This window comes from Leptolyngbya sp. BC1307 (assembly GCF_002286735.1).
Lineage (GTDB): Bacteria > Cyanobacteriota > Cyanobacteriia > Phormidesmidales > Phormidesmidaceae > Phormidesmis.
Genome location: NZ_NRTA01000031.1, coordinates 1 through 13,318 on the forward strand (window position 1 = coordinate 1; position 13,318 = coordinate 13,318).

The following is a 13,318-nucleotide window of genomic DNA, read 5'->3' on the forward strand; positions in this document are numbered from 1 at the left end:
TTGACCTGGCAGCAGGTGAAGCTGCACCGGTTGCAATGACTGCACCTGCCATCAACGCGTAGTCGTCACCTGATAACTACTCCTTGATTGGATAGCGCAAACGAAAGCCCCCCGCACGCTGCTTCTGGCAGGCCGTGCGGGGGGCTTTTTAGTGGTTATTTTAGGGCTGATCTTTAGGCACTGCTTCAGGCAGGACAATCATGGCATCGCCGAAGGAGTAAAAGCGGTATTGCCGGGCGATCGCCTCTTCATAAAGCTGCATCAGCCGCTCTCTGCCAATGAGCGCACTCACCATCATCAGCAGACTAGAGCCCGGCAGATGAAAATTAGTAATCAGCCCGTCAATCACCTGCCATCGGTAGCCCGGATAGATAAACAGATCGGTTTTACCGCTGTAAGGCTGTAGCTGACCGCAGGCGGCTACGGTTCCTTCTAGGGCTCGCGTGGAGGTGGTGCCTACCGCAATGACTCTACCGCCGCTAGCCTTAGTCTGCTGAATTTTCTCAACCGTAGCGGCACCTACCTCGATGCGTTCCTGGTGCATCGTGTGGGTTTCAATATCGGTCACTTCTACCGGTCGAAAAGTTCCGATGCCCACGTGCAAGGTCACTTCAGCGGTTTGGATACCTTTGTCAGCAAGCCCTGCTAACAACTGCTCTGTGAAGTGCAGGCCAGCAGTCGGGGCGGCGATTGCCCCGCGCCGCTGCGCAAAAACCGTCTGGTACTGCTCGGGTAAAGATTCAGTTTGGGTAATGTAAGGAGGCAGTGGCACCTGCCCGAGCTGCTCAATAAGCTCGTCAACTGGCTGGCCATTATGAGTGGTTAGCTTGAGGATGCGTCCATTAGTTGCCGGGTCGTGCGCTTCTACGAGCGCCGTCATGACCGTGCCTGCCCCGTTCCCAAACTCAATCTTGCTCCCCGGCTGAAGCCGTCGCCCTGGCTTGACCAGTGCCAGCCAGCGATCAGTAGCCACCGGCTCTATCAATAAAACCTCAGCTGCTCCGCCGCTATGTTTGGTACCGCACAGCCTGGCAGGAATAACTCGCGTATTGTTAAGAATTAATAGGTCACCTGGCAGCAGTAGATCAGAGAGATCTCTGAAATGTCGGTGCTGGCAGGTCTCCTGGCTCTCTACAACTAGCAGCTTGGCACTATCGCGAGGGGTCACCGGGTTTTGAGCAATCAATGCCTCCGGCAAATCATAGCTATAAGCAGCGAGTTGGCGATCGCGGGTAGACAGTTGACTATTAGGGCTCAAACGCTGAAAATTTTGATGGTTTAGCTGATTCATTGGACACTGAAGGCACGGCTTCGGGGAAACACTGCGCCATAATAGAACTACGTATTTTATAAACTAAGCCATTGACCTAGGGCTGTAAGCAGCAGCTCTGGTCGGCCCCTTTCTATCTATCGATCATTTTTTCGCTGGCTGCTCAGCAGTCTCGTTCACTTCAGAAAAACATTAAGACTGTAGCACCCACACCACCTAGACGATGGAATACATTTACTATCTGTCAAATGCGAGCCTAACGTTACGTGTGGTTGAACGTCTGCTGTGCGTCACGCAGCTTCCCCTAGAATTTATAACGGTCATCCACCAAATCAACGGCTGGATAGTCAAGGTGAAGCTGCACGACAGTGTTACGCCGCAGGCCCAACAGAATTTTTCCGCCTTTCTCAATGAAATCGGCACTCCCTACGAACCGGGCATTCAGGTGCGGATGGCGCTATGGGGCTTAGAGATGGGGCAATCGGCGGTAGATGTGATGCGCCGCTATCAGGTTGCGGTCGTTTCTCACGGTAAGCCAGATCGCCGGGAGATTGAAGAGTTCCGTCAGCAGTTTGTAATGGGACTGGGCTACTGCCCGGAGACGCTGGCCTAGCAGCTATCAGAGCGCATTGGCTTCAGAAAGCATTGGGTAAGTAGGTCTGCAGGGTTAAATACTTTTGCAACCCAGGAATCTGCAGATGCAGTCCTTGCGCAGGCGGGGCTGACTGACAGCGCACGAGCGCAATGTCAAAACGGCAGGGTAGTTCAGACAGGTGAGGATGCCGCAATAAAAAGTAGCGAGCGGTCGTTTGCAGTTTGCGCTGTTTGCTACGGGTGAGGGCCAGCAGTCCGTCAGCGTCCCAGTTGCCCTGGCTGCGAGTTTTGACCTCGATAAAAGCAATCATCTCGCTGCTGAGCGCGCCCTGTCCGCTATGGCCTTTAGCGATTAAGTCAATTTCACCAAAGCGGCTGTGCCACTGCTGCTGAATGACCTGCCATCGGCGCTGAGTCAGCCACTGATAGACGAGCTGCTCACCATACTGACCGAGATCTTGAGCATCGGATGTGGCCATTGGCAAAGGTATCGCAGAGACCGAGGGTTCGTACTATTGATATAGATTTCCCTGCTGATGGCGATAACCTACGAATGCTGTACCCAGGGAATGCTGGCAAGATCGGCAAAGTCTACGCTGCGTTCTGCTTCGAGTTCGGCGATGCGGCGCTTTTCGGTCACAATTTGCTTTTGATACTGGCTGTGTTTTTCGGGGGAGGCGGAGAAGTCACTGTCAGCCCACAGATTGAGCAATAGGCGGTAGCGTTTCTCGCACATGTTTTTTTCCAGGCAGGCGATCGCCGCTCGAATTACCAGCGGCGCTCTGAGCACGTCCAGCCGAGTTTTTTCTTCGAGGTAGAGCAAATGATGGACCTGAGAGAGCGAACCGGTAGATTCAGCCGAGAAATTGCGCAGGGTTTCGAGCAGGCTGGGCGTTGAGGGGTCGGCGACGGCTAGCTCCGTGACCATACGCCAAAGGGCCCGGTGATGAGAAAAGCTAAACTGCAAATCGCGCATTTCCAGGCCATCGACAATCGTTTGGCGGTGCTCGGCGCTATGGATGTAGATGCGCAGCAGGGCCGCTTCGGCCTCTTCTAAAAAGCTGCGGCTGAGTATCTGTACGTCATGCGCGGCTTTCGTCCCGTCTGGGGTACGGCGCTTGCGGCGTACCTGGGCCAAAAAGTTTTCTGCCAGCAGCGGCACGATTCGGCTATCGCCCTGGCTAAAAATCTCGGCGCAGTGACGAATGTAGTGGGTACGGGTGTCGGCATTGGCAATATCGCTCAGTAAGCCGACGACGGCCTGAGCCGCCTGCTGAAACTGGTCAGCCTGTTTGAGATCTAAGTTGCACAGCAGATTGCTGATCTGCCAGTCTAGCCAGAGCGGGGCACTGTCAGCTAGCGCGGTGTATTCTGCTGAGGTGTGCGCCCGCAAGTAGTCGTCTGGATCTTTACCGTCAGGAATATTGAGAATGCGCAGCTGCACATCGCCCCGGTAGGCCATTTCTGCTACTTCGCCGATGGCTCGCTCAGCGGCTTTAATCCCTGCCGCATCCGCATCAAAGTTGAAGATAATCTGCTTGGATTCGGTATAGCGCAGAAGCTGTTTTACCTGGCCCACATTCAGCGCCGTGCCCAAGGAAGCGACCGCATAGGTGATCCCGGCGGCATGAAGGGCAATCACATCAAAGTAGCCCTCGACGACAATAGCGCGATCTTGCTGGGCGATCGCCGCCTTAGCCTTATCCAGGCCAAACAGAGTTTTTCCTTTATCAAACAGTTCGGTCTCAGGCGAGTTGAGATATTTAGGCTTAGCCTCAGCCGTCAGTCCCCGGCCACCAAAGCCAATCAGCCGGTTTTGAGCGTCGTGAATCGGCACCATCAGGCGATCGCGAAACCGGTCGTAATAGCCGCTTCCCCCCTGACGCGGCACAATCAGCCCGGCCTGCTCCACTAGCTTGACCGGATAGCGCTTTTGCTCAACTAAGTAGCCGTAGAGCGTTTGCCAGCCTTCAGGCGCATAGCCAAGCTGAAAGTGCTTGATCGTCTGCTCGCTGAGCTGCCGTTCCTGCCGCAAGTAGGTGACCGCCTGCTGCCCACCCGGCTGAAATAGGGCGTGCTCATAAAACTTTGCGGCCACCGCTACAATCTCGTAGAGCTGTTCGCGCAGGGTGAGCTTACGCTGCAACTCCTGCTGCTGAGCAGGCTCCATAGTCGTGACAGGCACCTGATAGCGACGGGCCAGATCAAGAACCACATCGGCAAATGAGCGCTTGCCTAGCTCCATTAAAAATTTAAAGGCATTGCCCCCGGCCCCACAGCTAAAGCAGTAATAAAACTGCTTAGCCGGGCTGACGCTAAAGCTAGGCGACTTATCATCGTGAAAGGGACAGAGACCAACAAAGTCTTTGCCCTGCTTTTTGAGCACCACCTGCTCAGAGATGATATCGACGATATCTGCCCGCTGCCGGACGGCGTCAATCGTATCAGGGTGAAGCCGGGGGCTGCTCATCAGGATGTCTCTACCGCTCGTCGGGATTGCTTGTTGGGATTACTCGTCGGGATCGTCATCTGTATCCATGCGACCAGGCAGATTACCCAGTGACGTTTCTACAGCGCGGGCAGCGGCTAAAATATCTTGCTCAGCGCCCCCGAGGTAGAGCCTGCCGAAGCTACCGATCGCAGAAATTTGCAAAATGTTGATGAAGGCGGCTTTTTCGGCTTCGTTAGCTGCGAAGGAAGCATAGGCAGCAGGCTGACACTCCATGACATAGAGCGTTTCGCCGGCTAAAATCATCTGGCCTCGACGGGTGCGGTTAATCAGCTGCACATGATGCGGATCTAGATTGCGAATCACCTGATTGGACATCAGTTCAGGCTTAAGAGAGTCGCCTATGCTCAGACCAAGGTAGGCCAAAATCGCTCGCCCAGCCGCCTTGACTTCGCCCTGACTGCCGTGAATCTCTAAGACGCCATACAGACGCTCTACGACCTGTACTCCCGGACGCACCACGGCTGATTTGAGCGCTACGTCGGTAATCCGGTTGATTTCAATGCCGGGTGATACCTCAATCCACAGAGAGGCATCGCCCGGGAGTGGCAAAAAGCCAATCGATACGGTGCCAATATAGGCCGCGTGCTGCGGCTGAAGATTGTCGAGATAAACGTAGCTGCGAAGTTCTACACCCAAGGGTTCTGCCGAAAAAAGTTAATATGCTGGACACTGACGAGACTTAATATGCGCTTTTAGAGATCTCTGTATGCAATTACCGCAAGTAACGGGGCGCATCTCAGAAAAACCACGCAAAGACTATTACCCCATATAAAGCCACTATCAACCTGCTGCCCAAATTCGCCAGAGGTTCAAGAGGAACGGGTAAAGCAGCTTTTTTTCGATGCTCAGGAAGTGCTTGTAAAATGGCTATGCATGTTGATGGGTATAGGATGCAGTCGGCGATAACCTTTTCTTTCTCGGCATCAGCTGACACCTGAAAAGTTGACTACTTATACGCTCGCCAGGCCAGACCCGATTTGGGACAATGAAACAACGCCACTGAGTTTCTATCTACATCATCGTTAATCACCATGCATTCATCCAAGTTCTCTGAGTCACCTGAGCTATCAACCCACGCCTCAGACGAGAACCCAACCCCTTCTGCTCCATCAGATCAGACGGATTGCTCTGACAAAGACGTGATGTGTTTGGTGTATCCAGACGGCAAGCTCACCACTGTTGAATTTGAGCCAGAACCAGACTAGAAGATATTGCCACTTTATCGGCGACTTCTCAAATGTTCTTTTAGGAAAGCACCTTGACTCATTGTAAAGCTAATTGGGTGAGCCGTTTCGGTGCCGAGCAGTCAGGTCGGGTGGGGCTGAGAAACCTGCTAGGCGTATTTTTGGCTCAGGGCTGCCCGGTGTGCGATCGCCCCACATCCCAGACCCTTTGCACCGACTGTCAGCGGCAGATCCAGGCAGGCCCGTCTGTACCGCTGCCTTTACCTCTAAGGGTGGCCGCCGCCCAAACAGAATTTCATGCTGAATTTCAGCTGCCGGTTGGGGCTCTCGGCACCTACAGCGGCACCCTCAAGCGGGCAATTTTAGCGCTGAAGTATGGCGATCGCCCTGACGTAGCCACCCCCTTAGGTGCAGCGCTAGGTCAGCAGTGGGTAAGCCAGCGCCAATCGGGCATCGCTACAGTGAGTGCCGCGACCCGGCTCTATGCGCTGCCTATTCCGCTCCATGCTGAGCGCCAAAAGTCACGCGGCTACAATCAGGCTCAGCTGATCGCACAAGCGTTTTGTCAGGTGAGCGGGCTACCGCTGCTGGCAGATGGCCTGATCCGTACCCAGGCAACCTTGCCGCAGCATCAGCTCAGCCTAACCGCCCGGCAGCAAAACCTGACTCAGGTTTTTCAGGTGGGGCGATCGCTGCGTCAGATCTTGCGTCAGCGCTCAGCCGCCGCTGTGCTGATTGATGACATCTACACCACAGGCACGACCGCGCAGAGTGCGGCTGTTACCCTGGCGCAGGCGGGCGTAACCGTCGTCGCGATGATGAGCGTCGCGAGAGCTACTCTGTCGTCGCCTGCGTCGGCATCGTCGCTGGGTGATGCAGGGCGGCAAAAGCCAGCTGTGGATCTAGCCCGGTGATCTGCTCAAACTGAGCGGGCGTGAGGAGAGCGGGCAGCGGCTCTAGCTGCCACTGCTTGATCCAGTCATGAGCTGCCGCTAGGAAGGGCACGCCCTTTTCCATCGGGATGGTCAGCCAGTTTTTAACCAGGGTTTCGACTAAAGCTAGCTCAATTAGGCCGTGAGGATACTGATCTAAAAGCTCACTGAGATAGGCGTCAAATGCATCAGCCTCGTCACCGGCCAGGGCATAGCTGTCAATAATGTGCTTGACGCGCTGCCGACTAAGCTGCTGCTGGGTGATCTGCTGCTGTATGTCCATAGATTTATTGGCCTGACACACCTGATGGCGTGATGATCTGCCTACATAAAAATGATCTTATACTTTTGAGGCGTATTCGCTAGGTTTGCTTTATGTAGCGCAAACTCAAGCACATAGCGCCAGGACGTTTGAAAACTTAAGAATAAGCCGGGATAAAGTTAACGATTCGTTAACCCCAGAGATTTAGGCCCCTAGATTACCTAAGCCTGCGCCCCTTCGTTTATGAATGCTTCTTTGCTGTTACGGCGCTGTCAACTGATTGCTCAGGAAGCGTCAGGCCAGACGGTGGATATAGCGATCGCCGCCGGTCAAATTATGGCGATCGCCCCGACCCTAGAAATATCTGCTCCTATCGAACTGGATATCGGCGGGCAGCTGGTGAGCGCCCCTTTTGTCGAGTCGCATATTCACCTCGATTCAGCGCTAACAGCAGGGCAGCCCCGGTGGAATCTGAGCGGCACGCTGTTTGAAGGGATTGAGATTTGGCGCGATCGCAAAGCCGACCTGACGATTGAAGATGTCAAAACGCGGGCGATCCAGGCGCTGAAGCAGCAAGCTAGTCTGGGCGTGCTGTTTGTCCGCAGTCATGCCGATGTCAGCGAACCCAGCCTGAGCGCACTCAAAGGGCTGTTGGCTGTCCGTGAAGCCGTCAAAGACTGGATGACCCTACAGGTCGTTGCCTTCCCGCAAGACGGGCTCTATGGCAGTGAAACGAACGCAGCGCTGATGGAAGAATCGCTAAAGCTTGGCGCTGACGCAGTCGGTGGCATTCCCCACTACGAACTCACCCGCGAAGACGGTGTGCGGTCGGTGCACAAAATTTTTGAGCTGGCTCAAAAGTATGATCGGCTGATTGACATTCACTGCGATGAGATTGACGATCCGCAGTCGCGCTTTTTAGAAGTGGTCGCAGCCTGCGCTATTCGCAGCGGGCTCGGGCCAAGAGTCACCGCTAGCCACACCACAGCTTTTGGCTCTTATAACGACGCCTACGCGCTAAAGCTGATGGGGATTTTGCAGCGAGCCCAGCTAAACTTTATTGCCAATCCGCTGATTAATATCACCTTGCAAGGGCGTACCGACACCTATCCGAAACGGCGAGGCGTGACCCGGGTAAAAGAGCTGTGGCAGAGCGGCCTGAATGTGAGCTTGGGCCATGACTGCATTCAAGATCCGTGGTATAGCCTGGGTACGGGAAATCTACTGGCGGTGGCGGAGATGGCGGTTCACGTCTGCCAGATGACCGGCCAGGATGAAATCGACGCCTGCTTCGATATGGTCACCAGCCACGGCGCACGCACGCTCAATCTGCAGGCAGACTATGGCATTGCCGAGGGCCAACCAGCGAACCTGATAGTGTTAGATGCGCGGAGCCGCTACGAGGCAATTTTGAACCGGGCGACAGTGAAGTACGTGATTTCGCGCGGACAAGTGTTAGTCGAGACAGCGCCACCAGCCGTTACCTGGCATGGCGAATGAGCCTGCTAATAGTCACAGCAGAGTCAGCAGCAGGCGCTACCAGCAGCAGCAACACCCAGATAAACAGAGACTCAGCGTAGTGGTCTATCATGAAAAAATGTTTTGACATGCCCCATGCCTTCACCCAAAAAGAAATCCAGCCAGGACAAGACCACCCCAGACTCTGCTGCTAAGGCTAGCAAAACCAAAACAGCGAAAGCTAAATCCGCTCAACCGAAAGCGGCTCAGACTAAGGCTGCACAGACCAAGGCTGCACAGACCAAGGCCACCCGGACCAAAGCTGCTGCTGCTAAAACAACGAGCAGAAAGTCGGCAAAGGCCAGACCTGCGGCTCATCTTAACGGTGACCAGCCTGATGCTATTGATCTTTCAGACACTCAAGATCTGATTCGCATCAGCGGGGCCCGGCAGCACAATCTTAAAAATATCAGCCTCGATCTGCCTCGCAATAAGCTGATTGTGTTCACCGGGGTCTCGGGCTCGGGTAAGTCTTCGCTGGCGTTTGACACGATTTTTGCGGAGGGTCAGCGGCGCTATGTAGAGTCGCTTAGCGCCTATGCTCGTCAGTTTTTGGGTCAGGTAGATAAGCCCGATGTAGATGCTATCGAAGGGCTCAGTCCGGCGATTTCTATCGATCAAAAGTCTACCTCTCATAACCCGCGCTCTACCGTGGGGACGGTGACGGAGATCTACGACTATCTGCGTTTGCTCTATGGCCGGGCCGGACAGCCGCATTGCCCGCAGTGCGATCGCTCTATCGCGCCTCAAAGCATTGATCAAATGGTCGATCAGGTGATGGAATTACCTGATCGCACCCGATTTCAGATTTTAGCGCCAGTCGTGCGGGGCAAAAAGGGCACTCATCAAAAGCTGATTTCGGCTTTGGCAGCAGAGGGATTTGTCCGAGTACGGGTGAATGGAGAAGCCCGTGAACTGAGCGACAACATTGAGCTGGATAAAAACAAAATCCACGACATTGAAGTGGTCGTGGATCGGCTGGTGAAGAAGGACGACTTGCAAGAGCGGCTGGTTGATTCATTGACGACGGCCCTGAAGCGCTCCGAAGGCATTGCGATTATTGACGTCCTGCCCGAGCGGCAGGCTGAAAAAACGACGCCTGAGCGGCAGTCTAAAGAGTCTAAGCAGGCAGATGGCGAACAGGGTGAGGATCAGCCCGCCCCGCCTGAGGACATTATCTTTTCGGAGAACTTTGCCTGCCCAGAACATGGGGCGGTGATGGACGAGCTGTCGCCTCGCTTGTTTTCGTTTAACTCGCCCTATGGGGCCTGTCCTAACTGTCACGGCTTGGGCAGTTTGCAGCGGTTCTCGGCTGACCTAGTGGTGCCAGATCCGAGTTCGCCTGTGTATGCGGCGATCGCCCCCTGGTCAGAAAAAGATAACACCTACTACTTTTCACTGCTCTACAGCGTCGGGCAGGCTTTTGGCTTTGAGCTACAGTCCAGCTGGGCCAGCCTCACCAGCGAACAGCAGCATACGATTCTGCACGGCTCTAAAGAGAAGATCTATATTGAGACCGACTCTCGCTACGGTACTAATAAGGGCTACCATCGCCGCTATGAAGGCGTGCTGCCGATGCTCCAGCGGCAGTATCAGGAGGCGACTTCTGACGCTTACAAACAAAAGCTAGAAAAGTACTTGATTGACCAGCCCTGTGAGATTTGTCAGGGGGCCAGGCTGAAGCCTGAATCTTTGGCCGTGCGGATTGGCCCTTACAACATTAAAGACTTTACCAGCGTATCGATTCGAGAATGCCGCGATCGCGTCTATGAGCTAGTCGGCGAAAACGGCGAAGCCCCTCAGCTCACTAACCGCCAGATTGCCATTGGCGAACTCGTCCTCAAAGAAATCAAAGCCCGTCTTACCTTCTTACTTGATGTTGGCCTTGACTATCTGACTCTAGACCGTACGGCCCGCACCCTCTCCGGCGGTGAAGCGCAGCGCATTCGTTTGGCCACCCAGATTGGCGCGGGACTGAGCGGCGTGCTGTACGTGCTTGATGAACCCAGTATCGGTCTGCATCAGCGAGACAATGACCGGCTGCTGAAAACTCTAGACCGGCTGCGCGACCTGGGCAATACGCTGGTCGTGGTCGAGCACGATGAAGACACCATGCGAGCGGCAGACTACATTGTTGACATTGGCCCTGGCGCAGGGATTCATGGTGGTCAGATCGTCGCCCAAGGCCAGCTAGAAGATATTCTTAATGCCGAAGACTCGCTGACAGGCGCATACCTATCAGGGCGCAAAAAGATCGAGACGCCTGCCGAGCGCAGACCGGGTAACAATCGCAGCATTCAAATTCGCAATGCCTACCGCAACAACTTACAAAATATTGACGTAGATATTCCGCTGGGCAAATTTGTCTGTATTACTGGCGTGTCCGGCTCCGGTAAATCTACCTTAATCAACGATTTACTGTACCCAGCCATTCGCCACTTCTTTGGCAGCAAGATTCCTGAGCCTAAGGCAATGGACCCGATCAAAGGGCTTAAAGCGCTAGATAAAGCGATTGTGATTGACCAGTCACCGATAGGCCGCACGCCTCGTTCTAACCCGGCCACCTATACCGGCATCTTCGATGTTGTCCGCGATCTTTATACCGAAACTATCGAGGCAAAGGCCCGGGGCTATAAACGCGGTCAGTTTTCCTTCAATGTCAAGGGCGGACGCTGCGAGGCCTGCGGCGGGCAGGGGGTGAACGTGATTGAGATGAACTTTTTGCCAGATGTCTATGTGGAATGTGAGGTGTGCAAAGGCGCACGCTACAACCGCGAGACTTTGCAGGTGAAGTATAAGGGAAAGAACATTTCCGATGTGCTCCATACGACTGCTGAAGAGGGCTTAGAGTTTTTTGAAAACATTCCCAAAGCTGCGAGCCGTCTGCAAACGATGGTGGATGTAGGATTGGGCTATGTGCGCTTAGGGCAAACTGCGCCGACCCTCTCTGGTGGCGAAGCGCAGCGGATGAAGCTGGCCAGTGAACTGGCTCGCCGATCTACGGGTAAAACGCTTTACCTGATTGACGAACCGACGACCGGCCTCTCTTTTTACGATGTGCACAAGCTGTTGGATGTTGTGCAGCGTCTGGTAGATAAGGGCAATTCGGTGATTATGATTGAGCATAATCTGGATATGATTCGCTGTTCTGACTGGGTGATTGACTTGGGGCCGGAGGGCGGCGATCGCGGCGGCCAAGTTATCGCTCAGGGCACCCCTGAAGCTGTTGCCGCAGTCGAAGGTTCTTATACGGGTCAATATCTCAAGGATGTACTCGCCCAACATCCGCCAATGCCCAGTAAGTAGACCCGTCAGACAGAGAAGAAAGATGAGATGATCTGTCCATTCACCGGTTTGCGCCTATGAGACGAGTTATTCGGCTGTTTCCGCAGCGCCGCCAGGCCATTAACAGTGAGCAACTTCCTGAAAGCTATGCGCGATCGCCCGAAGGCCAAGCTATTATCCGTCTGCGCCTGAGTTCGCCCGCTGCTCTACTGATGCCCTTTGAGAGCTTCCCGATTAACTTCGGCAAAGAAGACCCTGAAAAGGACGCTCCGGTGCTCAATCTCAACCAAGACTTCGTTGACTATCTCTTTGCCCGCATTGCTGAACTCGGTGATGAATCCTTACTGCTGCGCATTACCCTACCTGCCGAAACCACCGATGAGACCGCCGATGAACCCGCCTCAAAATTTTCCGCTCAGGCCCTACATGCCGCTGTTCAGCGCTACTTTGCCTATTTAGAGAGCGTCTGCCGCCAGAGCTTAAAGAAGCTTGCTTGGGACGCGGCGCTGTTAGGTCTATTAGGATCAGCCGCTCTGGGGCTGTCGGCTTTTCTAGAAGTTCGTAACGCTGCTGTTGAGACAGGTATTGGACTGCTGCTGCTGAGCCAGGGGGTGACGGTCTTTGGCTGGCTCACCTTTTGGGAAGCGCTCGCCAATGCCCTTTGGAACTGGCGACCGCTTTACCGGCAGCTACGGATGTGCCAACGCTTGCAGCTCGCGCAGTTGGAACTGGCGGCTGACGTATCCTAAAGCTGGTCTAACATTTGCGATGCTTTGAAATATTTTCAGAGTGGCCGCAACCCCTCATCTTTAAACTAGAAGCTCTAAACTAAGAGAGTTTTCCATCTGCTGCTACGCTTGCCTCATCTTTATGATTTCTCTCGACAATACGGCTTCTCAAAATTCTGACTCGCAAACGCTAATTCCTGCTGTTGGCATCAACTGGTCTAATAAAGCAGCGATCGCTGCCCGCGCCCGCATCGTCGGCGAGCGGATCGTCCTCAAAGGGCTCGAAAAGGTTGAACCGCTGGCAACTAATCCTTTAATTATTCGAGCCGGTATGACAGGGTGCGCTGTCCTGCTGCGCTACGGCATTATCGTCACCTTCGATCTGAGCGCTGAGGAAGAAAGCGAACTGGTTGAAATGCTGCGGCCCCATATTCGCGAACCGTTACCGTCGAACGTTTCAGAAGAACTGGCGATCGCCTTTCGCTCCCAAGCCGAAGAACGTCCCAAAGAACGCTTAGAAGGCAATACCCTCTGGCTCCAAGAATGCAGCGCCGAACGCCTGCAAATTGTCGCCGAAGCCCTGGGTAAAAGCGTTGCTCTAGACTATTACGAAACCGAAGTGTCAAGCCTCTTTGAGCGGATCAAGCCCTTCACGACTGCCATTCAAGGCAAGAACCTGCGTCCGCCCAAAGAGAAAGAATTGCTCAGCTACATTGGCGGTATGCTGCTGATTCAGCAAAAAATGTTGGGCATCGTTGAAGTTGGCGAAAAACCTGACCCTGTTTGGGATTATCCCGAACTAGACCGTCTCTATCTGCGTCTGGAAAACGAATATGAACTCCGAGAGCGGCTAGTCGCCCTGGAGCAAAAGCTAGCGCTAGTGTCCAGAACGGTCGAAACCTCTTTGGGGGTTTTGCAGCGTGACAGCAGTCATCGGGTGGAATGGTACATCGTCATTTTGATTGTGGTCGAAATCGTCTTGTCAATTTACGATATGTGGTTCCGGCAGTGATCGGGTGATGTCTTCATCTGC

At 54.1% G+C, this 13,318-nt stretch carries 12 protein-coding genes; 6 read left to right on the forward strand and 6 right to left on the reverse strand.

Features of this window, described 5'->3' with window-relative positions:
* Nucleotides 1–160: 160 nt before the first annotated feature.
* Complete coding sequence (gene queA, locus CKL79_RS15525; RefSeq protein WP_121970495.1) at nucleotides 161–1,291, reverse strand: tRNA preQ1(34) S-adenosylmethionine ribosyltransferase-isomerase QueA; 1,131 nt, start codon at nucleotides 1,289–1,291, stop codon at nucleotides 161–163.
* Nucleotides 1,292–1,493: 202 nt separating this feature from the next.
* Between queA and CKL79_RS15530 the strand changes: the two genes are divergently transcribed.
* On the forward strand, nucleotides 1,494–1,883 hold the full coding sequence (locus tag CKL79_RS15530; RefSeq protein WP_121970496.1) for a hypothetical protein: 390 nt from the start codon (nucleotides 1,494–1,496) through the stop codon (nucleotides 1,881–1,883).
* Nucleotides 1,884–1,905: 22 nt separating this feature from the next.
* On the opposite strand, the gene CKL79_RS15535 is transcribed toward CKL79_RS15530, so the two are convergent.
* From CKL79_RS15535 to CKL79_RS15545, 3 genes are all read right to left on the reverse strand, one after another.
* A complete protein-coding gene (locus tag CKL79_RS15535; protein WP_121970497.1) occupies nucleotides 1,906–2,343 on the reverse strand; it encodes a YraN family protein in 438 nt (145 codons plus the stop codon).
* Nucleotides 2,344–2,411: 68 nt separating this feature from the next.
* Complete coding sequence (dnaG, locus tag CKL79_RS15540) at nucleotides 2,412–4,334, reverse strand: DNA primase (protein WP_121970498.1); 1,923 nt, start codon at nucleotides 4,332–4,334, stop codon at nucleotides 2,412–2,414.
* A 39-nt stretch (nucleotides 4,335–4,373) separates the two neighbouring features.
* On the reverse strand, nucleotides 4,374–5,012 hold the full coding sequence (locus CKL79_RS15545) for a hypothetical protein (RefSeq protein WP_121970499.1): 639 nt from the start codon (nucleotides 5,010–5,012) through the stop codon (nucleotides 4,374–4,376).
* A gap of 622 nt (nucleotides 5,013–5,634) precedes the next feature.
* Here CKL79_RS15545 and CKL79_RS15550 point away from each other — a divergent pair.
* Nucleotides 5,635–6,474, forward strand: coding sequence for a ComF family protein (locus CKL79_RS15550; RefSeq protein WP_141242219.1), 840 nt, complete (start codon nucleotides 5,635–5,637; stop codon nucleotides 6,472–6,474).
* Here CKL79_RS15550 and CKL79_RS15555 read toward each other — a convergent pair.
* A complete protein-coding gene (locus CKL79_RS15555) occupies nucleotides 6,395–6,775 on the reverse strand; it encodes a hypothetical protein (protein WP_205879112.1) in 381 nt (126 codons plus the stop codon). The genes CKL79_RS15550 and CKL79_RS15555 overlap by 80 nt on opposite strands.
* Before the next feature lie 222 nt (nucleotides 6,776–6,997).
* Between CKL79_RS15555 and codA the strand changes: the two genes are divergently transcribed.
* A complete protein-coding gene (gene codA / locus CKL79_RS15560; protein WP_121970501.1) occupies nucleotides 6,998–8,254 on the forward strand; it encodes a cytosine deaminase in 1,257 nt (418 codons plus the stop codon).
* Here codA and CKL79_RS24225 read toward each other — a convergent pair.
* Nucleotides 8,235–8,363: a hypothetical protein gene (locus CKL79_RS24225; protein ID WP_276300470.1), complete on the reverse strand. Its 129-nt coding sequence runs from the start codon at nucleotides 8,361–8,363 to the stop codon at nucleotides 8,235–8,237. The genes codA and CKL79_RS24225 overlap by 20 nt on opposite strands.
* Before the next feature lie 5 nt (nucleotides 8,364–8,368).
* On the opposite strand from CKL79_RS24225, the gene uvrA reads away from it, so the two are divergent.
* From uvrA to CKL79_RS15575, 3 genes are all read left to right on the forward strand, one after another.
* Nucleotides 8,369–11,578 (forward strand): excinuclease ABC subunit UvrA, encoded by a 3,210-nt coding sequence (gene uvrA / locus CKL79_RS15565; RefSeq protein WP_240518888.1) that lies wholly within the window; start codon nucleotides 8,369–8,371, stop codon nucleotides 11,576–11,578.
* A 56-nt stretch (nucleotides 11,579–11,634) separates the two neighbouring features.
* Nucleotides 11,635–12,306: a hypothetical protein gene (locus tag CKL79_RS15570; protein ID WP_121970502.1), complete on the forward strand. Its 672-nt coding sequence runs from the start codon at nucleotides 11,635–11,637 to the stop codon at nucleotides 12,304–12,306.
* A 121-nt stretch (nucleotides 12,307–12,427) separates the two neighbouring features.
* Nucleotides 12,428–13,297: an RMD1 family protein gene (locus tag CKL79_RS15575; RefSeq protein ID WP_121970503.1), complete on the forward strand. Its 870-nt coding sequence runs from the start codon at nucleotides 12,428–12,430 to the stop codon at nucleotides 13,295–13,297.
* Nucleotides 13,298–13,318: the final 21 nt, after the last annotated feature.

Excerpts from the sequence above, each read along its gene's own strand:
- CKL79_RS15575 (WP_121970503.1), top strand. The coding sequence starts at position 12,428 with ATGATTTCTCTCGACAATACGGCTTCTCAAAATTCTGACTCGCAAACG.
- CKL79_RS15570 (WP_121970502.1), top strand. The coding sequence starts at position 11,635 with ATGAGACGAGTTATTCGGCTGTTTCCGCAGCGCCGCCAGGCCATTAAC.
- queA (WP_121970495.1), bottom strand. The coding sequence starts at position 1,291 with ATGAATCAGCTAAACCATCAAAATTTTCAGCGTTTGAGCCCTAATAGT.
- CKL79_RS15530 (WP_121970496.1), top strand. The coding sequence starts at position 1,494 with ATGGAATACATTTACTATCTGTCAAATGCGAGCCTAACGTTACGTGTG.
- uvrA (WP_240518888.1), top strand. The coding sequence starts at position 8,369 with ATGCCTTCACCCAAAAAGAAATCCAGCCAGGACAAGACCACCCCAGAC.
- dnaG (WP_121970498.1), bottom strand. The coding sequence starts at position 4,334 with ATGAGCAGCCCCCGGCTTCACCCTGATACGATTGACGCCGTCCGGCAG.
- codA (WP_121970501.1), top strand. The coding sequence starts at position 6,998 with ATGAATGCTTCTTTGCTGTTACGGCGCTGTCAACTGATTGCTCAGGAA.
- CKL79_RS15535 (WP_121970497.1), bottom strand. The coding sequence starts at position 2,343 with ATGGCCACATCCGATGCTCAAGATCTCGGTCAGTATGGTGAGCAGCTC.
- CKL79_RS24225 (WP_276300470.1), bottom strand. The coding sequence starts at position 8,363 with ATGTCAAAACATTTTTTCATGATAGACCACTACGCTGAGTCTCTGTTT.
- CKL79_RS15555 (WP_205879112.1), bottom strand. The coding sequence starts at position 6,775 with ATGGACATACAGCAGCAGATCACCCAGCAGCAGCTTAGTCGGCAGCGC.